23 protein-coding genes and 1 other RNA gene are annotated in these 22,864 nt (G+C 61.4%); 15 read left to right on the top strand and 9 right to left on the bottom strand.

All coding sequences use genetic code 11. The features are described from left to right. Positions 1–906: a DMT family transporter gene (locus ENE74_RS11390; RefSeq protein ID WP_241241950.1), complete on the bottom strand. Its 906-nt coding sequence runs from the start codon at positions 904–906 to the stop codon at positions 1–3. After that, positions 903–1,181, bottom strand: a complete 279-nt coding sequence (locus ENE74_RS11385; protein ID WP_127691043.1) for a chorismate mutase — start codon at positions 1,179–1,181, stop codon at positions 903–905. Before ENE74_RS11385 ends, ENE74_RS11390 begins: the two co-directional genes overlap by 4 nt. A 139-nt stretch (positions 1,182–1,320) precedes the next feature. Here ENE74_RS11385 and ENE74_RS11380 point away from each other — a divergent pair, with 139 nt between their 5' ends. The 3 genes from ENE74_RS11380 (at position 1,321) to ENE74_RS11370 (ending at position 5,217) form a co-directional block, all read left to right on the top strand. Continuing rightward, positions 1,321–2,346, top strand: coding sequence for a polyprenyl synthetase family protein (locus ENE74_RS11380; protein ID WP_127691042.1), 1,026 nt, complete (start codon positions 1,321–1,323; stop codon positions 2,344–2,346). 73 nt (positions 2,347–2,419) lie between these two features. After that, the gene (gene hrpB / locus ENE74_RS11375) at positions 2,420–4,882 is read left to right on the top strand and encodes an ATP-dependent helicase HrpB (RefSeq protein ID WP_127691041.1); all 2,463 of its coding nucleotides are present in this window, start codon (positions 2,420–2,422) and stop codon (positions 4,880–4,882) included. A 56-nt stretch (positions 4,883–4,938) separates the two neighbouring features. Beyond that, the gene (locus ENE74_RS11370; RefSeq protein WP_127691040.1) at positions 4,939–5,217 is read left to right on the top strand and encodes an NADH dehydrogenase ubiquinone Fe-S protein 4; all 279 of its coding nucleotides are present in this window, start codon (positions 4,939–4,941) and stop codon (positions 5,215–5,217) included. Here ENE74_RS11370 and ENE74_RS11365 read toward each other — a convergent pair. From ENE74_RS11365 to ENE74_RS11350, 4 genes are read right to left on the bottom strand one after another with little or no spacing between them, the layout of a single operon-like run. Beyond that, positions 5,214–5,750, bottom strand: coding sequence for an NUDIX hydrolase (locus ENE74_RS11365; RefSeq protein ID WP_127691039.1), 537 nt, complete (start codon positions 5,748–5,750; stop codon positions 5,214–5,216). The two genes, ENE74_RS11370 and ENE74_RS11365, sit on opposite strands and share 4 nt — an antisense overlap. Beyond that, positions 5,747–6,430, bottom strand: a complete 684-nt coding sequence (locus ENE74_RS11360) for a TPM domain-containing protein (RefSeq protein ID WP_127691038.1) — start codon at positions 6,428–6,430, stop codon at positions 5,747–5,749. The genes ENE74_RS11365 and ENE74_RS11360 overlap by 4 nt, the downstream gene beginning before the upstream one ends. After that, the gene (locus ENE74_RS11355) at positions 6,430–7,212 is read right to left on the bottom strand and encodes a TPM domain-containing protein (RefSeq protein WP_420902588.1); all 783 of its coding nucleotides are present in this window, start codon (positions 7,210–7,212) and stop codon (positions 6,430–6,432) included. The genes ENE74_RS11360 and ENE74_RS11355 overlap by 1 nt, the downstream gene beginning before the upstream one ends. A 19-nt stretch (positions 7,213–7,231) precedes the next feature. Beyond that, positions 7,232–7,840, bottom strand: coding sequence for a LemA family protein (locus ENE74_RS11350; RefSeq protein ID WP_127691036.1), 609 nt, complete (start codon positions 7,838–7,840; stop codon positions 7,232–7,234). A gap of 147 nt (positions 7,841–7,987) precedes the next feature. Between ENE74_RS11350 and mscL the strand changes: the two genes are divergently transcribed. The 4 genes from mscL to ENE74_RS11330 all read left to right on the top strand — a co-directional run bounded on the left by mscL (position 7,988) and on the right by ENE74_RS11330 (position 10,087). Continuing rightward, positions 7,988–8,443 carry a large conductance mechanosensitive channel protein MscL gene (mscL, locus tag ENE74_RS11345; RefSeq protein WP_127691035.1) on the top strand — a complete coding sequence of 152 codons (456 nt, stop codon included), beginning with the start codon at positions 7,988–7,990 and terminating at the stop codon, positions 8,441–8,443. 155 nt (positions 8,444–8,598) lie between these two features. Then, entirely contained in the window at positions 8,599–8,880 is a 282-nt protein-coding gene (locus ENE74_RS11340) for a hypothetical protein (RefSeq protein WP_127691034.1), read from the top strand. Between the two features lie 122 nt (positions 8,881–9,002). Next, positions 9,003–9,352: a transfer-messenger RNA gene (ssrA, locus tag ENE74_RS11335) on the top strand. A 333-nt stretch (positions 9,353–9,685) separates the two neighbouring features. Beyond that, entirely contained in the window at positions 9,686–10,087 is a 402-nt protein-coding gene (locus tag ENE74_RS11330) for a tetratricopeptide repeat protein (RefSeq protein ID WP_127691033.1), read from the top strand. Between the two features lie 87 nt (positions 10,088–10,174). Here the strand turns inward: ENE74_RS11330 and ENE74_RS11325 are convergent, their stop codons facing one another. Together ENE74_RS11325 and ENE74_RS11320 are read right to left on the bottom strand one after the other, a co-directional pair. Continuing rightward, a complete protein-coding gene (locus ENE74_RS11325; RefSeq protein ID WP_241241970.1) occupies positions 10,175–11,794 on the bottom strand; it encodes an amidohydrolase in 1,620 nt (539 codons plus the stop codon). 170 nt (positions 11,795–11,964) lie between these two features. Continuing rightward, positions 11,965–12,834, bottom strand: a complete 870-nt coding sequence (locus ENE74_RS11320; protein ID WP_127691031.1) for an NAD(P)-dependent oxidoreductase — start codon at positions 12,832–12,834, stop codon at positions 11,965–11,967. A gap of 104 nt (positions 12,835–12,938) precedes the next feature. Here ENE74_RS11320 and ENE74_RS11315 point away from each other — a divergent pair, with 104 nt between their 5' ends. Continuing rightward, on the top strand, positions 12,939–14,186 hold the full coding sequence (locus ENE74_RS11315; RefSeq protein WP_127691030.1) for a threonine ammonia-lyase: 1,248 nt from the start codon (positions 12,939–12,941) through the stop codon (positions 14,184–14,186). A gap of 166 nt (positions 14,187–14,352) precedes the next feature. Here ENE74_RS11315 and ENE74_RS11310 read toward each other — a convergent pair whose 3' ends face one another. Continuing rightward, positions 14,353–15,381 carry an SPOR domain-containing protein gene (locus ENE74_RS11310; RefSeq protein WP_420902587.1) on the bottom strand — a complete coding sequence of 343 codons (1,029 nt, stop codon included), beginning with the start codon at positions 15,379–15,381 and terminating at the stop codon, positions 14,353–14,355. A gap of 295 nt (positions 15,382–15,676) precedes the next feature. On the opposite strand from ENE74_RS11310, the gene ENE74_RS11305 reads away from it, so the two are divergent. The 7 genes from ENE74_RS11305 (at position 15,677) to ENE74_RS11275 (ending at position 22,850) form a co-directional block, all read left to right on the top strand. After that, positions 15,677–16,399, top strand: a complete 723-nt coding sequence (locus ENE74_RS11305) for a ParA family protein (protein WP_127691187.1) — start codon at positions 15,677–15,679, stop codon at positions 16,397–16,399. Between the two features lie 11 nt (positions 16,400–16,410). Continuing rightward, a complete protein-coding gene (locus tag ENE74_RS11300) occupies positions 16,411–17,016 on the top strand; it encodes a hypothetical protein (protein WP_127691028.1) in 606 nt (201 codons plus the stop codon). 27 nt (positions 17,017–17,043) lie between these two features. Then, positions 17,044–18,381, top strand: coding sequence for an SPOR domain-containing protein (locus tag ENE74_RS11295; protein WP_127691027.1), 1,338 nt, complete (start codon positions 17,044–17,046; stop codon positions 18,379–18,381). A gap of 534 nt (positions 18,382–18,915) precedes the next feature. After that, complete coding sequence (locus ENE74_RS11290) at positions 18,916–20,025, top strand: KpsE/RkpR family capsule polysaccharide export protein (protein ID WP_127691026.1); 1,110 nt, start codon at positions 18,916–18,918, stop codon at positions 20,023–20,025. After that, complete coding sequence (locus ENE74_RS11285; protein ID WP_420902583.1) at positions 20,018–20,833, top strand: ABC transporter permease; 816 nt, start codon at positions 20,018–20,020, stop codon at positions 20,831–20,833. Before ENE74_RS11290 ends, ENE74_RS11285 begins: the two co-directional genes overlap by 8 nt. Continuing rightward, a complete protein-coding gene (locus ENE74_RS11280) occupies positions 20,830–21,474 on the top strand; it encodes an ABC transporter ATP-binding protein (RefSeq protein ID WP_127691024.1) in 645 nt (214 codons plus the stop codon). Before ENE74_RS11285 ends, ENE74_RS11280 begins: the two co-directional genes overlap by 4 nt. A 38-nt stretch (positions 21,475–21,512) precedes the next feature. Beyond that, complete coding sequence (locus ENE74_RS11275; RefSeq protein WP_127691023.1) at positions 21,513–22,850, top strand: glycosyl transferase family 90; 1,338 nt, start codon at positions 21,513–21,515, stop codon at positions 22,848–22,850. Positions 22,851–22,864: the final 14 nt, after the last annotated feature.

Raw genomic sequence — 22,864 nt, 5'->3', positions numbered from 1 at the left:
TTATTGCGTTCGTGTGAACCAGATAATGCCCAACAGAATCGTCGCCATGCCGACCAGATGATAGGCGGCGAGCGGCTCGCCCAATGCCAGTACGGCAAGTAACGCACCCACCAGTGGCATCGCGTTGATGAACTGTCCTGCTACAGCCCCCCCAACCAGCGATACGCCGCGCGTATAGAACACATAGGCGATGACTGAGGGAAACAGCGCGACATAGAACGCGGCTCCGATCGCCATGGGCGTCCAGACGATCCGCGCGCCATGCGACAGCTCCCATGCGGCAAGTGGCGTGACCACGGCGACACCGACCACGAACGTCGCGCACAGAAAGCTCAGCGGATGCAGATCGGGGCGTCTTGGCAGCAGGACCGTGTAGACAGCCCACAGCACCGAGGCAATCAAGACAAATATATCACCCACATTCAGGCGCAGATGAAGCAGCGTTTCGACTTGCCCCTGCGTGACAACGATCATGACGCCTGCCATCGACAACGCTGTGCCGACGAGGCGCGCAACGGACGTTCGCTGCCCTTCCAGCATCCAGGCGATCAACAGAATGAAGGGCGGCGTCGAAGCCTGGATCAGCAGCGCATTGCTTGCGGTGGTGCGACCCAGACCCAGGTACAGCAGCGTATTGAACGCCGCCACACCCGACAGGCCGAGAACGAGGATGATTTGCCAGTGGTCACGCAGCACCGGCCAGTCGCGACGACCAGGACCAACGGCAAAAGGCAGGAGGATGGCTGTCGCGCCGATCCAGCGCAGCGCCGCAAGGGTAAGCGGTGGAATATCGTCGCGCACGGCACGGCCGATGATGCTGTTGCCGGACCAGAACAGGATCGTCAGCCCGAGCAGCAGATAGGGCTGGCGCCACACATAGGCACCCAAGGCCGCGATGTGCTTCACGCGTCGCGAGCGCGCTCGTGATGGCGGATGACTTCATCGATGATGAAACGCAGGAACTTTTCGGTGAAATCGGGGTCGAGATCGGCTTCGAGCGCCAGCTGCCGCAATCGCGCGATCTGCCGTTCCTCGCGTCCGGGATCGGCGGGAGGCAGGGCATGGCGCGCCTTGTGCTGGCCTACCGCCTGCGTCACCTTGAACCGCTCGGCCAGCATGAACACCAGCGCGGCATCGATGTTGTCGATGCTCTGCCGATAGCGTTGCAGCGTTTCGTCCATGCCCAGCTCCTTGCCTTGCCTTCCGGCACCGGTTGACGCCTTTTGCCGGATCGCGTCGCCGTGGCAAGTGCCATCGCGCATGCTTTGCGGCAATTAGCTGTTGCGGAATCCCTTCCGCATCGCCACTTACCCTCCTGTCATGACCGCAACGTCCCCCGGAAATGTAGTGCCCATCGACCGCAACGGTGCGCCGTCGCTCGATCCGATCATGGCGCTCGTCGCCAACGGCATGAACAGCGTCAACAGCGTGATCCTCGATCGGATGCAATCACGTATTCCCCTCATCCCCGAGCTTGCCGGGCATCTGATAGCGGGCGGGGGCAAACGGATGCGGCCCATGCTGACGCTGGCCTGTGCGGAGTTGCTGCAATATCCCGGCACGCGCCATCACAAGCTCGCCGCCGCCGTGGAGTTCATCCACACTGCCACGCTGTTGCATGACGATGTCGTCGATGGATCGGGCATGCGGCGCGGGCGGCGCACCGCGAACATCATATGGGGGAACAGCGCCAGCGTTCTGGTCGGCGATTTTCTCTTCAGCCGCTCTTTCGAACTGATGGTCGAGGATGGCAGCCTGAAGGTCCTGAAAATCCTGTCGAACGCGTCTGCCGTGATTGCCGAGGGCGAAGTCAGCCAGTTGACGGCACAGCGCCGGATCGAGACGGACGAAAGCCATTATCTCGATATCATCGGTGCCAAGACAGCGGCGCTGTTCGCCGCTGCTTGCCGTATATCGGCAGTGGTGGCGGAGCGGGATGAAGCGCAGGAAATGGCACTCGACGCCTATGGCCGAAATCTGGGCATCGCCTTCCAGCTTGTCGACGATGCGATCGATTATGATTCGGACGGCGCGACCATGGGCAAGGATGCCGGCGACGATTTCCGCGACGGCAAAGTAACCTTGCCGGTCATCCTGGCCTATGCCCGCGGCGACGCGGACGATCGCGCCTTCTGGAAAGCCGCAATCGCGGGGCACAAGACGTCGGACGACGATCTGGCGCATGCTACGCGGCTGTTGCGGGAAACCGGGGCGATTGCCGATACGATGGCCCGCGCCCGCCATTATGGCCAGCGCGCGATCGACGCGCTTGGCCCCTTCGCCAACGGACAGGCGAAAGCCGCGCTGACCGAGGCTGTGGCCTTTGCGATCGCCAGAGCCTATTGACCGTCACGGCCGGTTAGCACGGCATGCGGGCCTTATCGGTTTGACGAAGGTTGGGGGCTTTTCGGAGTAAGCGATGTCCGAACTGCCGCCGCTTCCCATCCATGCCGTGATGGCCGACCTGATGGCCAGTCTGCGCGCCAGCAGCAATGCCGTTCTCGTCGCGCCGCCGGGTGCCGGAAAAACGACGGCGGTGGCACCTGAAATACTGCGGCAGGACTGGTGCACCGGGCAGGTTCTGCTGCTTTCGCCCCGGCGTCTGGCGGCGCGGGCAGCGGCGGAACGGATCGCAGCGATGTGCGGCGAGACGCCGGGCGGCACGGTCGGTTATGCCACGCGCATGGACAGTCGCCAGTCCTCCGGCACGCGCCTGCTTGTTCTGACCGAAGGCATATTTCGCAACCGTATTCAGGATGATCCCGAGCTGTCTGGGGTTTCCGTCGTGCTGTTTGACGAAGTGCATGAGCGCAGTCTCGACAGCGATTTCGGGCTGGCGCTTGCGCTGGATGCGCAGGCGGCGTTGCGGCCCGATCTGCGACTGGTTGCCATGTCCGCTACGCTAGACGGCGCGCGCTTTGCGGCACTGATGGACCGTTGCCCCGTGATCGAGAGCCAGGGGCGCATGTACCCGCTCGACGTGCGCCATATCGGGCGCGCCGCCGAACAGCGTATCGAGGACAGTGTAGCCGCGGCGGTCAAGCGTGCGCTGGCCGAGGAAAGCGAAGGCGACGTGCTGGTATTCCTGCCCGGCGTTGCCGAGATCGAGCGGACGGCCGAGCGGCTGGTTGCGCTGCCCGCTTCGGTGCGAGTCCACCGGCTGCACGGATCGCTCGACCCGGCCGCGCAACGCCTCGCGCTCAGACCTGCCGCGCTGGGCGAGCGCAAGGTCATTCTGGCCACGAGCATTGCCGAGACCAGCCTGACCATCGACGGCGTGCGGATCGTCGTGGATAGCGGCCTTGCCCGGCGACCGCGCTATGACCGGGCGGCGGGGGTAACGCGGCTGACGACGGAAAAGGCGAGCCAGGCCGCCGCGACCCAGCGCGCCGGTCGTGCCGCCCGCCAGCGGCCGGGTGTCGTCTATCGATTGTGGGAAGCCGCGGCGACCGCCGGGATGCCGCCGTTCGATCCGCCCGAAATCGTCGAGAGCGATCTCTCGGCGCTGCTGCTCGATTGCGCATTATGGGGCGTTACCGACCCGGCGTGCCTGCGCTGGATAGATCCGCCGCCAGAGGCCGCTCTGGCCGAAGCGCGTCAGCGTCTTCAGTCGCTCGACGCACTGGACGCCGAGGGACGCATCACCGGGCATGGACGGGACATTGCCAAGCTGCCGCTTGCGCCGCGCATAGGGCATATGCTGGTGCGCGCGGGCGCGCTCGGGATGGCAAGCACGGCTGCGGAGGTTGCCTTGCTGCTTGGCGAGCGTGTCCTCGGCGGCAATGATGTGGATATGACACAGCGGCTTACGCGCTGGCGCCGGGAAGCCGGTCAACGGGCCGATGCCGGAAGACGGTTGGTCCGGCGCTGGGCCGATATGGCGGGTGGCCCCCCCAAGGGCGAAAGCGAGGGGCCGGATTCGGTTGGCCGGTGTCTGGCGCTTGCGTTTCCCGATCGTGTGGCGAAGCGTCGGTCGGCCGATGGTACGCAATGGGCGAGCGTCGGTGGCCGCGGCTTTACGCTCGATCCGCTCAGCCCCCTCGCGCGGGAGGACTGGCTGGCGATCGGCGAGGTGCAAGGCCGGGCGTCAGGCGCGCGGATAGTGTCGGCCGCGTCGATCCGCGAGACCGATGTATTGGCGCTGTTTGACGGACGGGTGGAGGAGCACCGCATCGTGCGCTTTCGAAAGGAGACCGGCGGCGTCGAGGCGCTGCGGGAACGGCGGATCGGGGCGGTACGGCTGACATCAGGGTCTGACGACAGTCCTGATGCCGGCGCGGTCGTGGCGGCGCTGGTGGACGGGGTCAGGGCGGGGGGGCTCAATCTCCTGCCCTGGTCGGAGGCCGCACGGGGGCTGCGCATGCGGGCTGTCTTTGCGGGCAGCGACAGGCTCAGCGATTCCGCTTTGCTCGCTGATCTGGACGATTGGCTGGCCCCGCTGCTGACGGACAAGCGACGGCTTTCGGACATAACAGCTTCCGCCTTGTCGCAGATGCTCGAAGACCGTCTTGGCTGGGATGGCCGTCAGAGGATCGATCGGCTGGCTCCGGCCGAATTCGTGTCACCGGCCGGTAGCCGCCATGCGATCGATTATGATGCCGAGGGTGGCCCGCGTGTCGAATTGCGCGTTCAGGCGCTTTTCGGCCTGTCTGACCATCCGTGCATCGGCGAAGCGCAGGTGCCGCTGGTCCTGAGCCTGACGTCACCGGCGGGGCGCCCCATCCAGACGACGCGGGACTTGCCTGGATTTTGGCGCGGCAACTGGGCGGATGTGGCGAAGGAAATGCGCGGTCGTTATCCGCGCCATCCCTGGCCGGATGACCCCTCCGCGGCGGCGGCGACGCTGCGCACGAAAAGAGCCGACGCGCGCGGGAAATCTTGACGGGCCGGGCTGTTCCGGGGCATGGCCGACGCGGAACCCGACGACCGGAGATGAGCGTGACTGCACGGATTTACCAGATGCCCAAGAATGCGATGCAGTCCGGCAAGGCGCGCACGAGCAGTTGGGTACTGGAGTTCAGGCCTGACGAACCGAAGCGCGCCGATCCGCTGACCGGCTGGGCAGGATCGGGCTACACTGCCGAACAGGTCGTCCTGCGTTTCCCTTCGCAGGCGGCTGCGGAAGCCTATGCCAGGCGCGAAAATATCGCCTATTCCGTCATCAATACACCACCGAAGACTCTGAAATTACAGGCTTATGCGGATAATTTCCGCTAAGGCGCTACCGCTGCGAGGATCGTCGGGCCGAGCAGCAGCAGCAGCTTGACGTCGATCGCATAGCCTTTGCCGCGCATCCGTTCGATCTCGTCGTGAAGCGTGGCGAGCGGCAGCCGATGGACGATGATATCCTCGCCATCCACACCGCCGCCCGGGCCGGTTTGGCGAAGGCCGCCCGCCCGAAACAGTGTGAAGCTCTCCGATACCATGCCCGGCGAGCTGAAATAGGTGCCAAGGCTGTCCATGCGCGCCGCGCGATAGCCCGTTTCCTCTTCCAGTTCGCGGATCGCAGCCATGGCCGCATCCTCATCCGGCATAGCGCCGTCGCCCACCAGACCCGCCGGCAGTTCGAGACATCGCTGACCCAGCGGGACACGATATTGATCGACCAGCAGGACATGGCCGTCGTCGATCGCGAGGATGACGGCGGCGCGAATGCCGCGCGCCCGGCTGACATATTCCCACCTGCCCCGACGCTTGGCCGTGATGAAGCGGCCTTCCCACATGATTTCTTCCGGCGTGTCGTCGTTCATAGTTCGATCAGCCGGTCGGGCAGCTCGTTGCGGTCATCGGCACTGCGGGGAAAATGTTCGGCGATGACGGCGCCGACCAGCGTGACCGCCTGCGCCATCCCTTCACCGGGGCGCCCTGCGCGCAGATGGGTCACGAGAGCAGCCATCGCATCGCCCCATATCGCCGGATCGACCTTTTCGTTGATCGAGGCGTCGGCGACCAGTTCGGCGCGATGTTCGTCGAGCGATAGATAGATCAGCACGCCGGTGCGCGCACGGGTACGCGCCTCGACAGCGGCGCGAAACAGGGTGATGGCGCGGCGGCGCACGCGGCGCGCCTTGGTCGCTCTGGGCGTCAACAGCATCCGTACCGGCGGGATGGCGGCGATGTAGCGGACGATCAGGAACGTAGCAATCAAGACGCACAGGATGCACACGAGAAAGCGCCAGTCCTCCAGATAATAGTCCCATGATCCGAGAATATCCAGGAACAGGTCTTTGAAAACAGACGGGAAGGCGGCGATCCCGGCGAGCGACGCCAGCATCGTCGCAATGGCCCAGTGCAGGCCCACATCATGATAGCTGTCTGACCGGCGCGCTATGATCGTGACGATTTCCCCATCGCTCTGCGCTTCGGCAGCGGCGACCGCCTGTGTCACGCGATCGTGATCGGCCGGAGTGAGCGTGAACCTGTCCGCCATCACCAGTCCCCCGATGCCCCGCCACCGCCGAAGCTGCCGCCGCCACCGGAAAAGCCGCCTCCACCGCCACCGAAGCCGCCACCCCAACCACCGCCGCCGCCCCAATCGGAACCACCGCCACCCAGGCCCGGTCCCCATATCACGACGGGCATGCCGCCACGGCGATGCCGCCGACCGCCCCGTCGCCCGAAGAGCATCGGCAGAATGAAGAAAAGCAGGATGACGATCCAGAATATCAGAATGAAGCCATCGCCGCCGCCGCGCTTTTCGCCCTTTTCCGCGGCAACGGCCTGCGCCCGCGCCTCGTCGGGTGGCAAGGTCAGCAGGGTAATCAGGGCGTTTGTGCCTGCTTCTATCCCGCCGGGATAATCATTGGACTTGAAACGCGGGATGATCGTCTCGCGGATGATCCGGGACGCCAACGCGTCGGTCAATATCCCCTCCAGCCCATAACCGGATTCGATCCGCACCTTGCGTTCATTTGGCGCGACGATCAGCAGCGCACCGCTATTCTTGTCCTTCTCGCCGATGCCCCAGGCGCGGCCCAGGCGATAGCCATAATCGGCAATGTCATAATCCTGGAGGCTGGGGACGGTGGCGACAACGAGCTGTCGGCCGCTTTGCTGTTCGAGCTGCGCCAGCCGTGCGGTCAATGCCTGCTCGCGCGCGGGATCGAGCAAGTTGGCCGCATCGACCACGCGGCCCGTAAGCTTCGGAAAATCCTGCGCCCATGCTGCCGGAGCAAGGGCAATCAGCGCCCAGAGGACGCACAGGCGCAGGATATGTTTCACGGAAAGGATGTCAGCCGCCGAAATCGACCTTGGGCGCTTCCTCGGCCCCTGGCGTCGTCGCCTGATAGGGGGTCATCGGTTTTGCGCCGTGGATGAGCTTGGCACCGATCGCATCGGGGAAGGTGCGGATGCGCGTATTGTAGGCGCGGACCGCTTCGTTATAGTCGCGGATCGCGACGGCAATGCGGTTTTCCGTTCCTTCAAGTTGCGATTGCAGCTCAAGGAAATTGGCGTTGGACTTGAGGTCCGGATAAGCTTCCACCGAAGCGAGCAGGCGGCCCAGACCCTGCGTCAGCGCGCCTTGCGCCTGCTGAAATGCGGCGACCTTCGCCGGGTCGGACAGATCGGCCGCATTGACCTGAACCGATGTCGCTTTCGCGCGCGCCTCGGTCACCTGTACCAGCGTATCCTGCTCCTGCTTGGCGGCCCCCTTCACCGTTGCGACGAGATTGCCAATGAGGTTCGACCGGCGCTGGTATTGGGCCTGCACATCGGCCCATTTCGCCTTGGCCGCTTCCTCCGCCGTCGGTACGCTGTTGATGCCGCAGGACGCCAGCGTGAGCGCCGCAATGGCTGCGAAGGCGGCGGGAAGAAAACGGCGGACGGAACGTGGCAACATGGCGAGACTCCCCACAAGCTGGATGCGACACAGGTAGGCGCTGTATTGCCCGCCTGCAACGGTTCTTGCGCAACTGGACTTTGGCAGGCGGGTTCGCCATCCTTCACGTTCGCTTTCAGGCACGAACCTACAGCAAAAGGATGACAGATGAGCATAGCTTCCGAGTTCAAGGCGTTCGTTGCACGCGGCAATGTGCTGGATCTGGCGATCGGCGTCATCATCGGCGGTGCCTTCGCGACGATCACCAAGTCGGTGACGGACGACCTCATCATGCCGCTCGTCGGCTATATTTTCGGCGGCGTCGATTTTTCTGCCTATTTCATACGGCTGGGCGCCATTCCAGAGGGTTTCAAAGGTTCGCCGGATAGCTATGCCGACCTGAAGACAGCGGGTGTCGCCATGCTCGGCTGGGGTGCGTTTTTGACGGTCGTCGTCAATTTCCTGATTCTGGCGTTTATCATCTTCCTGTTGATGAAGGGCGTGAATGCTCTGCTAGCCGCGCACAAAAAAGAAGCGGAAGCTGAGGCAGCGCCGACGCCTGAAGAAGTGGTGCTCTTGCGCGAAATCCGCGATTCGCTGCGGAAGGGGGCGGCCGACGTTTAGCCTGTTGCCGACCCTGCCAAGGTTACGGATGCGACGACCCGTGGAACCATAAGGACGGATGCCTGTTGTTGCGGCTTGGACGAAGTGCGCGATCATCGCCCCCTCTCGTCCATGATGCCATGCCAGCCCCAGGGGGCGTAACAGGAGAATTGATCGTGAAAACCTTTGCAACGGTGCTTGGTGCCGCCAGCCTGATGGCTCTTGCGGCCTGCGATTCCGCCCAGGAAAACAAGGTGGAAAACGCCTATGAAAACGCCGCTGACAATATGGAAAATCAGGCCGACGCCATGGAAGATCGTGCCGACAACTTGACCGGCAACGCTGCTGATGCCGCGGAAAACATGAGCGAGGCGCTGGAAGAGAAGGCCGACGCCACGCGCAAGGCGGGCGAAGTGGCAGCCGAGAAGGCCGAGGATCGCGCCGACAACGCCATGTAAGGATGGGAATATGTTCGCGCGGCTGGCGCGTTCGTTATCCCCGCAAAGGGGCGCGGTGCGACATGGCACTGCGCCCCTTTCTTGTTGCCAGATCGCGATCTGGCCGAACGGCGTGCAATGAGTCACTTTTCATTCAGCCATTTGCGCCTATATGAGTTCTGTCGGGTTCGCCCGACTATGGCGATAAATTGTGCCGTGTAATAGACGCAGCGGACGCGGGGGCAGTACCCGCCGGCTCCACCATATGCCCCGGCGCAGCATTGCGGCGAGGCACCTGACGGGGCCGAACCAGGATCGACGTGTGTTCAAAGACGGTATTTTCGCCCGGCCCGAGTAAGCCGTAAAACTGTTCAAAACCCATAAGTGCCAACGATAACGAAGCACTCGCTCTCGCAGCGTAATTAAGGCCTAACGGCCGAGATTACTCTAAAAGAACGCGGTTGGACCCACCGGGCAACAGAAGGGTTACAGCGGCCTCCGGAGGAGCCGGGCAACAGAATCCTCCGGACCCTATCGTCCCGATCTTCGCTCAACGAACAAGCAGCCGGCCACGCTTCGGATCGGGTGCGGCGTCACGTTTTGCGCTATCGCGGTCGTGCACCGCACGGCGAATCACTACCGATCCGATGTTTGTTGCAGTTTAATGACAAACATCTTATGCTGCATCTGCGCGATAGCTCCGTCATGTTAACGCATTGAAAATGGCATTATAAATCTTCATCCGACTAGACATTTCTCATATTGCCGACATGTCATAAAAGTGAAATACTCACGGCTATATTAGAAAGTTTTTTTGGAGGAAATTATGGGAAAATATCGCTATCTGCTGTCGGGAGCAGCGGTCGCAACGGTTCTTTTCTCCGCGCCGGTATCGGCCCATGCGCAAGGTGCCGCGGCACCGACCGAGATCGGCTATGGCACCGGCAGCCTGGGTGTCGCCGCCTTGATGGATGGTCAATATGACAGGGCTGCGGCACGGCTGAACAGCCTGGACGGCACGACGGCGGGCGATCCCGCGCGTCTTATCAACCTTGGTCATGCCTATGCCGGCATGGGCCGTATCAAGGACGCGGACGCGGCCTATCGTGCGGCCATCAAGGCCATGCCGGTCGATCTCCAGATGGCCGACGGCAGCATCGCCTCATCGCGCACGGTCGCCAGAATGGCGCTCAAGCGCCTGCCGCGCACAACTTACGCCGCGCGTTGACTCGGAAGGTCAACTATCTTGGGAGGAAGAAGTGCCGCCGACATATGACGTCCGGCGGCACTTGCATTTGCGCATAGCGCTCTGCGTCTATCGCCGCACATAGGCCCGCTGACCGCCCACCCATGTTTCGAGCACCTGCGTCTCCCGGATTTCCGTGGGCCGGGCAAGCGTGATGTCGCGGTCGATCAGCAGAAAATCGGCTTGCTGCCCGGGCGCCAGCGCACCGAAGCGTTGTTCCGCAAAGCCGGCATAGGCCGCGCCGCGCGTGAAGGCCGCCAGTGCTTCCTCTAACCTGATGCGCTGCTGCGGCATCCAGCCCCCGAAGGGTTCGCCCTTTGCATCCTCCCGCGTCATGGCAACGGCAAGGCCGGGAAAGGGATTGGCGGATTCGACCGGCACGTCCGAGCCGAAGGCCAGTGGCACCTTGTTGTCGAGCATCGTCCGCCAGGCATATGCCCCTTGCAGGCGGGCCTCGCCCATACGCGCAAGGGCCATCCGCCAGTCGGACGCTTCATGCACCGGCTGCATCGACGCGATCGTGCCGTGTGTGGCAAAGCGGGGTAGGTCCACCGGGTCCACGATTTGTGCATGTTCGATCCGCCAGCGTCGGTCGCCCCTGTATGTGCCGGAGAGTTCCTCGATCGCGTCGAGCACCTCGGCATTGGCCTGATCGCCGATGGCATGGATGGCGACCTGGAAATTGTCCATCGCCGCGCGGCTCATCTGGTTGCGCAATTGCGTCGATCCGGTCAGCGGCAGGCCGCGCTGGCCGGGCGCGTCGCTGTAATCCGCCTTGAGCCATGCCCCGCGCGATCCAAGCGCGCCATCGAGATAGAGCTTCACGCCCGTGAGGCGCAGCCGATCGTCATAGAGCCAGGGCGTAGGCTCCGGCCCGGCGATCGCCACCATCTGATCGATGCCCGCCGCATAGGCCATGATCCGCACACGGAGCACCCCACGATCGCCAGACCGGCGAAATGTCTGCCAGTCGTCCATTGTCGTGCCCATGTCGGCAATGGCCGTGATGCCGAGCGACAGCAGCTTGTCCTGTGCCTTGGCAAAGGCCAGGTCGCGGTCCTTCGGCGCGGGCGGCGGCACGACGCGCTCGATCAGTGCCTTGGCGGCATCAACGAACACGCCGGACGGCTTACCCCCGGCGCTTTCGATACGGCCCCCGGGCGGCGCTTTGGTCGCAGCCGTTATGCCCGCGGCCTGCATCGCGGCACTGTTGGCCCAGCCTGCATGACCGTCCACGCGCTCCAGCCACACGGGGATATCGGCCACGGCGGCATCCAGTTCGGCGGCGGTGGGAAATCGGCCGAGACCCCATAATTCCTGGTTCCATCCGGTCCCGATAATCCATTTTCGGCCAGCGTTTTCGCTCGCATAGGCCCTGATCTTGGCTTGTGCTTCGGCCAGCGACCGGGTGTCCGACAGGTCGAGGGTAAGGAGCGCAAGGCCCAGGCCCATGACATGGCCATGGCCGTCGATCATGCCGGGGATGAGTGTGCGTCCCTTGCCGTCGAGCCGAAACGTCGGCCGCTCCGGCCGCTTGTCCTTGGGCTGCAACAATTTTTCGACCTTGCCGTCGTCGGAAATGACGAGGCCGTTGAACGACAGCAGCTTGCCCTTGTCATCCAGCGCGATGCCGTTCACGTCATCGACGAGGCCTGAAGCAAAGGCGGGAGCGGCGAGGCCGGACAGCAGAAGCGCGGCAAGGACATGCCATTTGGGGTGGAACCGGCGTCTGTCATCTCGCTCCTCGTCAGCCTGACGTACGTCAGGATTCGTTGGTGCTGTAATGGCGCTTTCCTGCGAGTTCAGAGCTGATGGAAGCTGCAACAGGTTCTGCCTGACGACTGATGTACGGATGCGCGTCATACGCGCGTCACGCGTCGCACCAGCGCGCTGGTATCCTGCCGGTGGCCACCCATGGCCTGGATGTCGGCATAGAATTGATCGACTTGCGCGGTCATCGGCAAGGTCGCGCCGTTGGAGCGTGCTTCCTCAAGCGCCAGTCCCAGATCCTTGCGCATCCAGTCGACCGCGAAGCCGAAGTCGAAACTGTCCTGCGCCATCGTTTTCCAGCGATTGTCCATCTGCCAGCTTTGCGCCGCGCCGCCGGAAATCGCCTCGAAAACCTTGTCGAGATCGAGGTCGGCGGCCTGCGCGAAGCGCAGCGCCTCCGAAAGGCCCTGCAACACGCCCGCGATGCATATCTGGTTCACCATCTTTGCCGTCTGCCCCGCACCCGCGACACCGACATGCACGATCCGCGCGGCATAGCATTGCATCACGATCCGCGCCGCTTCGACCGCCGGAGCCGCGCCGCCGCACATGATCGACAACTTGCCGTTTTCCGCCCCGGCCTGACCGCCGGATACCGGCGCATCGACGCAATGAATGCCCTTGCTTTCGCCTTCAACGAACAGTTGTCGGGCGATCCGCGCCGATACGGTGGTGTGATCGATCAGCAGGCTGCCCTTGCGCATCGCCCGGAAAGCGCCGTCCCGGCCAAACGTTACTGCCGCCAGATCATCGTCGGTACCTACGCAGGTGATGACGACATCCGCGCCTTCCGCCGCCTGCATCGGGCTTACCGCCACGGTGCCGCCATAGGCTTCTGCCCAGGCTTTGGCCTTGCCGATCGAGCGGTTGAACACGCTCAGGCTGTGGCCCGCGCGCGCCAGATGCCCGGCGATCGGAGACCCCATCACGCCAAGGCCGATAAAAGCTATGTTCGCCATTGCACCTGCTTGGAAGAAAGTCGGAGAATTGTTCTGTCCGGCATAAGGCCAGTTTCGGGCAAGAGCCAGTTTCTTCTTGTGCGCCGATGCGGTAGGGGCGGCGCATGACTACGCTCAGCAAGATCGAGGGCGCATTGCCGCTGCCTGTAACCGTTGACGATATATTGGCCGCGCGCGCCCGCATTTCCGGCGCGATCGTGCGAACGCCGACGCTGGTCAGCAAGACATTGTCGGCTATGCTAGGCGCAAGCGTCTATCTGAAGTTCGAAAATCTTCAGTTCACCGCGGCTTACAAGGAGCGTGGGGCGCTCAACCGCCTGACCCTGCTGGGCGAGTCTGCACGGCAGAAGGGCGTGATCGCCGCGTCTGCGGGCAATCATGCGCAGGGCCTCGCCTATCATGGCGCGCGCCTGGGTGTACCCGTCACGATCGTGATGCCGACGACCACACCGACGGTCAAAGTGATGCAGACCGAGGGGCATGGCGCCACCGTGGTGCTGCATGGCGAAAAGTTCGACGATGCCTATGCCCATGCCCGCATGCTGGAGCAGGAGCGCGGGTTGACGTTCGTTCATCCGTTTGATGAGCCGGACATCATTGCGGGCCAGGGCACCGTCGCGCTCGAAATGCTGGAGGATGCGCCCGACATCGATACGCTGGTGATCCCGATCGGCGGCGGGGGGCTGTTTTCCGGCATGGGAACCGCCGCGCGCGCAATGAAGCCGGATATGCGGCTGATCGGTGTGCAGGCGGAACTTTATCCCTCGATGTATGATGTGCTGAAGGGCGCGTCGCTCGCCTGCGACGGCGATACGCTCGCGGAAGGCATCGCGGTGAAGGAGCCGGGTTTGCTGACACGCCGATTCGTCGAGCGGCTGGCCGACGACATTGTGCTGGTGAGCGAGCGGTCACTCGAACAGGCTGTCAGCCTACTGCTCCAGATCGAAAAGACCGTGGTGGAAGGTGCTGGTGCCGCCGGTCTTGCCGCTTTGCTGGAGCACAAGGCGCTGTTTGCCGGGCGCACGGTGGGTCTGGTGCTGTGCGGCGGCAATATCGACACGCGTCTGCTGGCCAACGTGTTGCTGCGTGATCTAGCGCGTTCGGGTCGGCTGGCGCGGCTGCGGATCATCTTGCAGGATCGGCCCGGCGCATTGTTCGCAATTGCCCGCATCTTCGATCAGCAGGGCGTGAACATTCTGGAATTGTCGCACCAGCGCATTTTCACGAACCTGCCCGCCAAGGGGCTCAGCCTCGACGTCGAATGCGAAACCCGCGATGCAGCGCATCTGGAAAGGCTGATCGCCGCGATCGGCGCTGCGGGCTATGAAGTGTCGCCGGTCGAACTGGCGTAGGGTGATCTGGCCTTTGGCGCAGATAGACGATTGCCAAAGCAAAACAATCTCGTCGTTCCCGTGAAAGCGGGAACCCATCTCTCCAACTAAAGGCCGTCACCAGGACGGTACATAGGTTCCCGCCTTCGCGGGAATGACGATTGGGTTTGAAGGCAATACGTCCCCTTCACCCCTTCTTCGGAATGCAGTCGGTGCCAGCGGCCTTGATGCTGCGGCACAGTTTCTCGGCGTCCGCCGCGCTGCCGAGCGGGCCGACCTGAAGACGTGTGACCGCGCCGCCCTTGACATAGAAAGGGCGATAGGCGGACAAACCGTCGACCTTTTTCGACAGGCTGGCCCAGAGTGCGGACGCGCGCGCCTCTTCGCTGAACGCGCCGAGTTGAACACGCCAGCCGCCGGTCGCCGCAAGGGCGGGGGACGGCGCATCCGCCTTTGCGGAGGGCGCAGCAACAGTCGGTTTCGTCGTTGGCTTCGCTGGCGGCTTTGTGGGTGCCGGCTGCCTGGCTGCGATGGCGACGACCGGCTTTTCACTCGCTGGCGATGGTGTTGGCGATGGCTTTGACGGGGGCACGGCGGCCGTTTTTACGGGTGTCGGCGCGGGGCGCGCGGGTGCGACTTTGGGGGCAGGCTCCGGCCGGTTGCCATCTTCCGTCGCCGCCGCCAATGTCATTGCATTCTTCTTGGCCAGCGCATCGGCCCGGGCGAGGCCCTGCTTGCGCTGATCGGCGGGAATGTAATTGTTCATCTGCGTCAGGCTTGCAACCGCAGGCGCAAGGCCGGATGCAGCGGCGCGCGTCATCAGCGCATAGGCTTCGACCCAATCCTTCTTCACCAGCTCGCCGTTGAACATCGCGGTGCCCAGAATATATTGCGCCCGCGCTTCGCCACGGTTCGCGGAGCGACGCAGGAAGGGCAGGGCCTCTTCGCGCCGGTTCTGCTGGAACAGCAGCAGCCCGTAATTGTCCTCCGCCCGCAAATGGCCTTTTTCTGCGGCCTTGCGGAACCATTCCATCGCGATCGGCAGATCCGTCGGAACGCCGCGCCCCAGCTTGTACGCTTGACCCATGTTGAACTGTGCATCGGCGTCGCCGCTGTTGGCCAGTGGACGCCATTCATTCACGGCCTTCACATAGTCGCCCTGGGTCCAGGCATCGACGCCGGTCTTGACATCGGCCTGCGCCGGGGCCGCGAACATCGCGCCATCGAGCAGGATCGCTGAGACCGGTCCGGCCAGCGCGACTGCCGCGCCGATGATGACATGTTTCATAGTCACTTCCAGAAAGCTTTGGTCGACACCATGCGTGAAGCGACCTTACTCGCGAAATATGCTTAACGAATGCTTACCGCCTGCACGGCACTTTTGCCAGCGTTGCGAAGGCCAGCCGTCCAAAGGATTGTGACGCACATGAAAGCATCGCCGCGGAGTTAACCATTTCTTAGGGGCGCGCATGGCAATCCTGTGGCCAATTCCATGGTTGCGGGGGTATTTCGTGCGCGTATTGGCACTGGCATCGCAGAAAGGTGGCTCGGGCAAAACCACGCTTTCGGGGCATCTTGCCGTTCAGGCACAGCGCGCGGGCGCAGGCCCCGTCGTTCTGATCGACATCGATCCGCAAGGGTCGCTTGCGGACTGGTGGAACGAGCGCGAGGCCGAATATCCCGCCTTTGCCCAGACCACCGTGGCGCGTCTTGCCGCCGATCTGGAAGTGCTGCGCCAGCAGGGGTTCAAGCTGGCCGTCATCGACACGCCGCCGGCGATCACCATGGCAATCCAGAGCGTCATATCCGTCGCCGAACTCGTCGTCGTGCCGACGCGCCCCAGCCCGCATGATCTGCGGGCCGTGGGGGCGACGGTCGATCTGTGCGAGCGCGCGGGAAAGCCGCTGATCTTTGTCGTCAATGCCGCCACGCCGAAAGCCAAGATCACATCCGAAGCCGCCATTGCGCTGTCGCAGCATGGCACGGTGGCACCGATCACGCTGCACCATCGCGTCGATTATGCCGCATCGATGATCGATGGCCGCACCGTGATGGAAGTCGATCCCAACGGCCGCTCTGCCCAGGAAGTGGTGCATCTGTGGACCTACATTTCCGACCGGCTGGAAAAGAACTTCCGTCGCACCGTCTTTTCCGTGCCGCAGAACGGCAATGCGCAAAGCGGCGTGCTGCGCCCCCTGGGCGGCGGCTTCGGCCGTCGCGTCATCGGCCAGTGAGAGACCATCCCATGGCCGAACCCAAGCCTTTCGCTTCGCTCACATCCGGCTTGCTGGCCCGCAAGGGGGCCGCCGTGCCCGCAATGCGCCGTCAGGTGATGCTGGGCGGCAACAGTCATCATGGCTTCGACCCGGCTCAGGTTCAGGATGACCTGGGCTGGAACGATATGGGCGAGGATCAGCATCGCGCTGCCGATGCGCCCACGTCGATCGGCCTGACGCCGATGGGGGCCAGCGCCTTGCCGGTCGCGCCCTCGCCGATCGTCGAGGACATGCCCGTCGCCGAAGATATGCCGCCGCCGCCCGTCGTCGAGCAGCGCCGCACGCTTGCCGAGCGTGTCCAGCAGGCGGAGACGTCGCCGCCGCCTGTCGCGACGGCTCCAGAACTACCTGCATTGGAAGCACCTGTATCCATTGCGATGCCCGCGCGCTCCAAGGCCGCTTTCACCTTGCGGCTCGACCCGGAGCGGCATCTGCGACTGCGCCTCGCCTGCGCCGTCGGCAATCGCTCGGCACAGCAAATCGTTACCCAGGCGCTCGACGCCTTTCTCGACAGCCAGCCGCAGATCGAGGCGCTGGCCGATCAACTGCCGCGCCCCTGCGGCAAGACCATTTGAACAGTGGACCGGACCATGCGCACATCCATGACCAACATGCCCCTGCTGCACATGGCAGCATCCTCGCTGATCATCGGGCTGACCCTGGCAGGTTGCACGAGCGGCAATGCCATGATGGCGCGCGCTGGCGAAAGCGGCGCGAAGGCCGACGGCCAGCTCGTAACGCTCGCCCGTCAGGCTGAAGCGGCACTGGCCAGGCGGGATACGACGACGGCGATCACTGCGGCGGAAACGCTCGTGTCGCTCGATCCGCGCAATGCCGGCTATCGCGTACTGCTGGGTCGGGCCTATCTGGGCGACGGGCGCATGACATCGGCGGAGAGTGCCTTTACCGACGCGATGACGCTGGGCGATACCGGCGCGCGCACGATCGTCAGCCTCAGCCTCGCCAAAGTTGCGCTGGGCAAGTCTGCCGACGGACGCGCATTGCTGGTGACGCATATGGATAGCGTTCCTGCTGCCGACTATGGTCTGGCGATGGCGATGGCGGGCGATCCGCTCGAAGCGATCCGCATATTGACTGCCGCCGCGCAGGACCGGGAAGCCGACGCAAAAACACGCCAGAATCTGGCCTATGCCTATGCACTGGCTGGCCAATGGCGCGAGGCGCGGCTGATGGCGGCGCAGGATCTCGCTCCGCTGGCGGCGACGCAGCGCGTGGTCGCGTGGGCGCAGACGGCTGGACAGGGCGGGGAACCCGCCCGCGTTGCCGCGCTGATTGGCGCACCCATCCGTGCCGACGACGGCGGACTGCCCGCACGCTTGGCACTTGGCGCGCCGGACGTGCCCGCCGTGCAGGTGGCGCAGGCCGAAATGCCAGTGGCCGAACCGGTCGCCGAGCCGACAGCTGAACCGACAGCTAAATCCGCGCCGGCTATGTTGGCGGCTGCGTCCACCGAGACGAGCGCCGCACCTTCCGAAATCTCCGCCGACGAAGTGCCCGTCATACGCGCGCCGGTGACGCCGTTGCGTACGGCCGACATCGGTTCCACCCCGGTTGCACGGGCGACGACGATGATGCGCAAAGTGGCGCTTATGCTGCCGGTGCCTGGTGCAACCACAGCCTATGCGGTGCAACTGGGTGCCTATGATAGTGTCGCGGTGGCACGGGAGAGGTGGCAGCGGATGGCGCGCAGCAACGCGCAACTGGCTCGCTTCCCGGTCTCTTACAGCGCCGCCAATGTGCATGGGCGACTGTATCACCGGCTGGCGCTGGGCGGCTTTGCCGATCGTGCTGCGGCCGACCAGATGTGCCGTATCGTCCGTAGCAGAGGCGGCGCATGCTTCGTGCGGGCGACCACGCCCGACATGAAATGGGCCAAAGCGGCGCCACTGCCCAAAAAGCAGCAGTTCGCCGCGCGGTGACGCTGGGCGTCGGCGCTTTCTCTCCCGTCGCATGGCCGAACAATTAGGCGTGCTGCGCTGCACGGTGACGGACCACCGATGCGGTGTCATTTTGTGCCCCGCCCAATTTTCGAGTTGGCGGCAGTCAGCTTTACCATCGTCCGCCGATTTCTGGTGCTGGAGGCAATAGCCGCTGGCCCCATTATCCATGTACCAGCCATCCGTTCGTGCCATCGGTATGGATCAATGCGTTCACTATCACGTGCACGTTGGTCGATGCATCGCTCAAGACCAAATAGCGAGCCTGCATTCTAAAGGGCTTCGCCATTCAACCCTTTGTAAATCCTGCCGGACGATCCCGCGGCCCGACAAAATCCTTTTCAACCGACCCACCTGTCCGGTTTGTGCTTCTAGACGGGCGTAGCGGGATCTGGCGCCAACGCAATGGCCTGTTTGTAAGTGGTGTGCCGATGGAGCAGAGCGGCACGATTAGCCTTTTCATCGTGTCGGCTATCCCCTATGCAGCACAGCTAAATCAGTAGGCTCGGTTCATAAATGCTTTCCTCTATTATAAATAAAATCAAACACTTAGGTGCAATTTTTCACCTCTGTGTTTCTCTTCCGACGGCTTGTGCATTGTTGTATTTCGGCATCTTTGCCTCAGACGTCTATCTGTCGGAATCGCAATTCGTCGTTAGAAGTCCGGACAAGCAGGCGCCCACCGGACTGGGAATATTGCTCAAGTCATCGGGCTTCGGAAATGCCGGCGATGAGATATTTGCAGCGCAAAGTTATGTCTCATCGCGCGATGCGCTTGCCGAACTGAATCGGCGTGGCGCCATAGAACAGGCATATACCAGGGCGGATATTTCCATTTTCGATCGCTATGGATCGCTAGGTCAGACGCGATCATTTGAAAATCTGTACAAGTATTTTCGCAAAAAGGTCGAAATCGAGCACGAGTCCGCCTCGACAATTACCAAGATGACTGTGCGGGCCTACTCGGCTGAGGATGCGTTTAGGATTAATCTCCGCTTGCTGGAGCTATCGGAGGGGCTGGTTAACCGTCTTAGCGAGCGCGCTCGGGCGGATTTGATCCGTTTTGCCGAGGCGGAGGTTGAGGACGCCGAGAAAAAGGCCGCTTCGGCAGCACTGGCTTTGTCAAGATATCGCAACTCGGAAGGGATAATCGATCCTGAACAGCAAGCCACGGTGCAGTTGCAGATGGTTTCCAAGCTGCAGGACGAAATGATATCTACGAAAATGCAATTGTTGCAACTCCGTGCGTTTACGCCCGAAAACCCGCAGATAAGCGTATTGGATGTGCGCGTTCGAGAACTGTCGCAGGAAATTGACAGGCAGTTGGGTAAGGCGGCAGGCGATCAGAAGTCGTTATCGAGTGCTGTGGCGCAATATCAGAGGTTGCAGCTTGAAAGCCAATTCGCTGACAAACAACTTGCCGGGGCGATGGCATCATTCGAAAGCGCGAAAAACGATGCGCGGCGGAAGCAGGCCTACGTCGAACGGATAGTCCAACCAAACAAACCCGATATGCCACGTGAGCCCAGAAGGATGCGTGGCATTCTCGCCACCTTTGCATTGGGGTTAGTGACCTGGGGTATCCTCTCGATGCTGCTCGTTGGTGTGCGTGAGCACAATGGCTAATATGAAAGATGAAGCGATCTCGCAAAACAGGGGCCTTTTTTCAGGCCTTGACGTCCAAGGTCGTGTTCTGGGCGCGCTATTCATGCGTGAGATCGTCACGCGTTTCGGTCGGCATAACATAGGGTTCTTGTGGCTTTTCGTCGAACCGATGATGTTCACCTTGGGTGTCACGGCACTGTGGTATTTCGCTAACGCGAATCATGGTTCGAATCTGCCGATCGTGGCATTTGCGTTGACGGGCTATTCTAGCGTTTTGTTGTGGCGAAACATGCCTGCGCGATGTGTTTCGGCGATCGAACCAAACCAGTCGCTGCTTTATCACCGGCAGGTCAAGCTGATCGATGTCTATGCTGCCCGCATATTGCTGGAAGGCGCTGGGGCAACGATGTCCTTTACAGTTCTGAGCATTGTTTACCTCTCGCTCGATCTGATCGCTGTTCCGGAAGATGTTCTGAAGGTCATATTGGCCTGGCTGCTCTTGACGTGGTTCGGGGGCGCCTTGGCACTGTGCATCGGCACGATGGCATTCTTTTCGGAAACGGTGGAAAAGCTATGGCATCCAATGTCCTATATTATCTTCCCCCTTTCAGGATCGGCGTTCCTCGTGGAGGTGCTGCCGCCCAGAGCGCAGGAATTTGTTCTGATTTTGCCAATGGTTCACGGCATTGAGCTGTTGCGCGAAGGATATTTCGGATCGAAGGTCCACAGTATCTACGACATCGGTTACATGGTGAATGTCACTTTGGGCATGACATTCGTGGGCCTGCTGCTGTTGCGTATCGTTTCAAAGCGGGTGGTTCCCGGATGATCACGCTCGAACATATTCAGCGGCGCTACAAGACGCTTCATGGACAAGTCACAGTTCTGAAGGATGTCAATTTTTCGATCGCCCGGGGTGAGAAGGTAGGAATAATCGGTAAAAACGGTGCGGGGAAATCCACACTGATACGCCTCATCAGTGGTGCGGAGCAGCCTGATGCCGGCAAGATAATCCGCAGAATGTCGGTTTCGTGGCCTCTCGCGTTTTCAGGGGGCTTTCAGGGTTCGCTGACTGGTCTCGATAATCTCCGGTTTATATGCAGGATATATCGAGAAGACTGGCGAAAGCACGTCGATTTTGTGCAGGACTTTACTGAACTTGGTGCATTTCTTCGGGAACCGCTAGGCACCTATTCATCAGGCATGCGCTCTCGCCTAGCGTTCGCATTGTCAATGGTTATCGACTTCGACTGCTTTCTGATTGATGAAGTCATGGCTGTAGGTGACCATCGGTTTCATGAACGCTGTCATGTGGAGTTATTTGAAAAGAGAGCCAATCATGCCATGATTTTTGTTTCGCATGATCCAGGTTTTATGCGTGATAGGTGTGAAAGACTATCGGTCTTGCACGATGGTATTCTTTATAATTTTGATGATATGGATGAAGCCTTCCATTTTTACTATAATTGAAGTTAATCTACTTCTCGACGGCGGTATTGGATCGTTAATTGGAACATAGAACTGACCTTGCTAGACTGCTATTTGGTGACGATCATCCCGATGCTCTTGCACATGCGGATGGCGACGGGGATAGTCTGCGCAAGGCAGTTTTTGCGCATCCCCTGAACCGTGATGCTCAAGTAGCGCATTACCGTTTGTCAAAAACACTGTCCCACGAAGATATCGAGAATCTTCGTCCGCTTTTTCTGTTGAACGACACTGCGGTCCATGTGGGACGGAGCCTTCACAGTGCCCTTGCCGACTATGCCGAGTCTTGTTTGGATTGCGCGGCCGCCGTGGGCTTTCTGGATGCGTTTGAAAGCGCCCTGCCGGTGGAAGGTCCCGACGGGCTTTGGGGTAAAATGGCGCACGAAGGCGGCATTATCCGTGCCATGGCGTCTTTTCGCAACGGCCAGGTGGAACGGATGCTGAAGGTCCGTGTCGAGTTCGTTCGCCCGCCATCGACCGAGCATGTGTTGAACGAACTTGCCGAGTTCACAATCAATGGCTCGGGCGCGACATGTCGTTTGATGACTGGCCTTCCAAGTGTCTATGCGCCGAGATTGCTCGCCACGTTTCCCTTCATCATACCTTATTTGGAGCGTTGCGATCTCGACGGCGCCTTTGACGTGTCTCTCGGAGATGAAGCTGTGCTGGGCAGAGTGCTCGGATTTTCGTCACAGCTTGAGCAATTCTTGGTGCCCGACATCATGTTTGTAGCCAGCCAAGGTTACGCGGAAGCCCGTACAACTTATGCGCAAGCCGCCCCCTGGCACCAGCGTCTCGATCGAGCTTATTGGCGTGGAACGGACACGGGCGTATTTCGATATCGCAATATCGATGATGCACCGCGTGTTGCAGTTGCAAAGCTAGCGTTGCGACATCCCGATATCCTGGATGCGAAGATTACCGATGTTGAGCCTCGGCCAGACCGCGATGCAAAGCGCGCCTATTATGAGTCCGAGTGCCTGATAGGCGACGGCGAGCCTCAATCAAAAATATTGGATTATAAATATCAAGTTGATATCGACGGAAATACCAATACTTGGAGCGGACTTTTTCTGAAGTTGCTTACAGGGTCGCCAGTATTGAAAGTTAAGTCTGAACTTGGATTCAAGCAATGGTATTATGATTTGTTGGTTCCTTGGGAGAATTATGTTCCTGTTGAGCCAGATCTGTCGGATCTGATCGAAAAAATAAATTGGCTTCGTGATAATCCAACCCAAGCTCATCGCATCGGGAATGCCGGACGCCAATTGGCTAATTCAATAGATTTTCATAATGCAATGATCGCTGGATCCAATGCTGTCGAAAAACTTGTTCAAGTGAATAAGAGATTAAAATAACAATACCTTATATT

Origin of the sequence: Sphingobium algorifonticola (assembly GCF_004005485.1) — a bacterium.
Taxonomy (GTDB): domain Bacteria; phylum Pseudomonadota; class Alphaproteobacteria; order Sphingomonadales; family Sphingomonadaceae; genus Sphingobium; species Sphingobium algorifonticola.
The sequence above is the reverse complement of the archived record's forward strand: the minus strand, read 5'-3'. Positions and strand labels throughout refer to the sequence as shown.

Bases quoted from the DNA above. Each gene is read 5' to 3' on its own strand.
- ENE74_RS11360 (WP_127691038.1), bottom strand. From the start codon at position 6,430: ATGGCGGACAGGTTCACGCTCACTCCGGCCGATCACGATCGCGTGACA.
- ENE74_RS11310 (WP_420902587.1), bottom strand. From the start codon at position 15,381: ATGTTCGCGGCCCCGGCGCAGGCCGATGTCAAGACCGGCGTCGATGCC.
- ENE74_RS11350 (WP_127691036.1), bottom strand. From the start codon at position 7,840: ATGTTGCCACGTTCCGTCCGCCGTTTTCTTCCCGCCGCCTTCGCAGCC.
- hrpB (WP_127691041.1), top strand. From the start codon at position 2,420: ATGTCCGAACTGCCGCCGCTTCCCATCCATGCCGTGATGGCCGACCTG.
- ENE74_RS11285 (WP_420902583.1), top strand. From the start codon at position 20,018: ATGGCTAATATGAAAGATGAAGCGATCTCGCAAAACAGGGGCCTTTTT.
- ENE74_RS11290 (WP_127691026.1), top strand. From the start codon at position 18,916: ATGCTTTCCTCTATTATAAATAAAATCAAACACTTAGGTGCAATTTTT.
- ENE74_RS11380 (WP_127691042.1), top strand. From the start codon at position 1,321: ATGACCGCAACGTCCCCCGGAAATGTAGTGCCCATCGACCGCAACGGT.
- ENE74_RS11295 (WP_127691027.1), top strand. From the start codon at position 17,044: ATGACCAACATGCCCCTGCTGCACATGGCAGCATCCTCGCTGATCATC.
- ENE74_RS11300 (WP_127691028.1), top strand. From the start codon at position 16,411: ATGGCCGAACCCAAGCCTTTCGCTTCGCTCACATCCGGCTTGCTGGCC.
- ENE74_RS11385 (WP_127691043.1), bottom strand. From the start codon at position 1,181: ATGGACGAAACGCTGCAACGCTATCGGCAGAGCATCGACAACATCGAT.
- ENE74_RS11280 (WP_127691024.1), top strand. From the start codon at position 20,830: ATGATCACGCTCGAACATATTCAGCGGCGCTACAAGACGCTTCATGGA.
- ENE74_RS11320 (WP_127691031.1), bottom strand. From the start codon at position 12,834: ATGGCGAACATAGCTTTTATCGGCCTTGGCGTGATGGGGTCTCCGATC.
- ENE74_RS11365 (WP_127691039.1), bottom strand. From the start codon at position 5,750: ATGAACGACGACACGCCGGAAGAAATCATGTGGGAAGGCCGCTTCATC.
- mscL (WP_127691035.1), top strand. From the start codon at position 7,988: ATGAGCATAGCTTCCGAGTTCAAGGCGTTCGTTGCACGCGGCAATGTG.
- ENE74_RS11330 (WP_127691033.1), top strand. From the start codon at position 9,686: ATGGGAAAATATCGCTATCTGCTGTCGGGAGCAGCGGTCGCAACGGTT.
- ENE74_RS11315 (WP_127691030.1), top strand. From the start codon at position 12,939: ATGACTACGCTCAGCAAGATCGAGGGCGCATTGCCGCTGCCTGTAACC.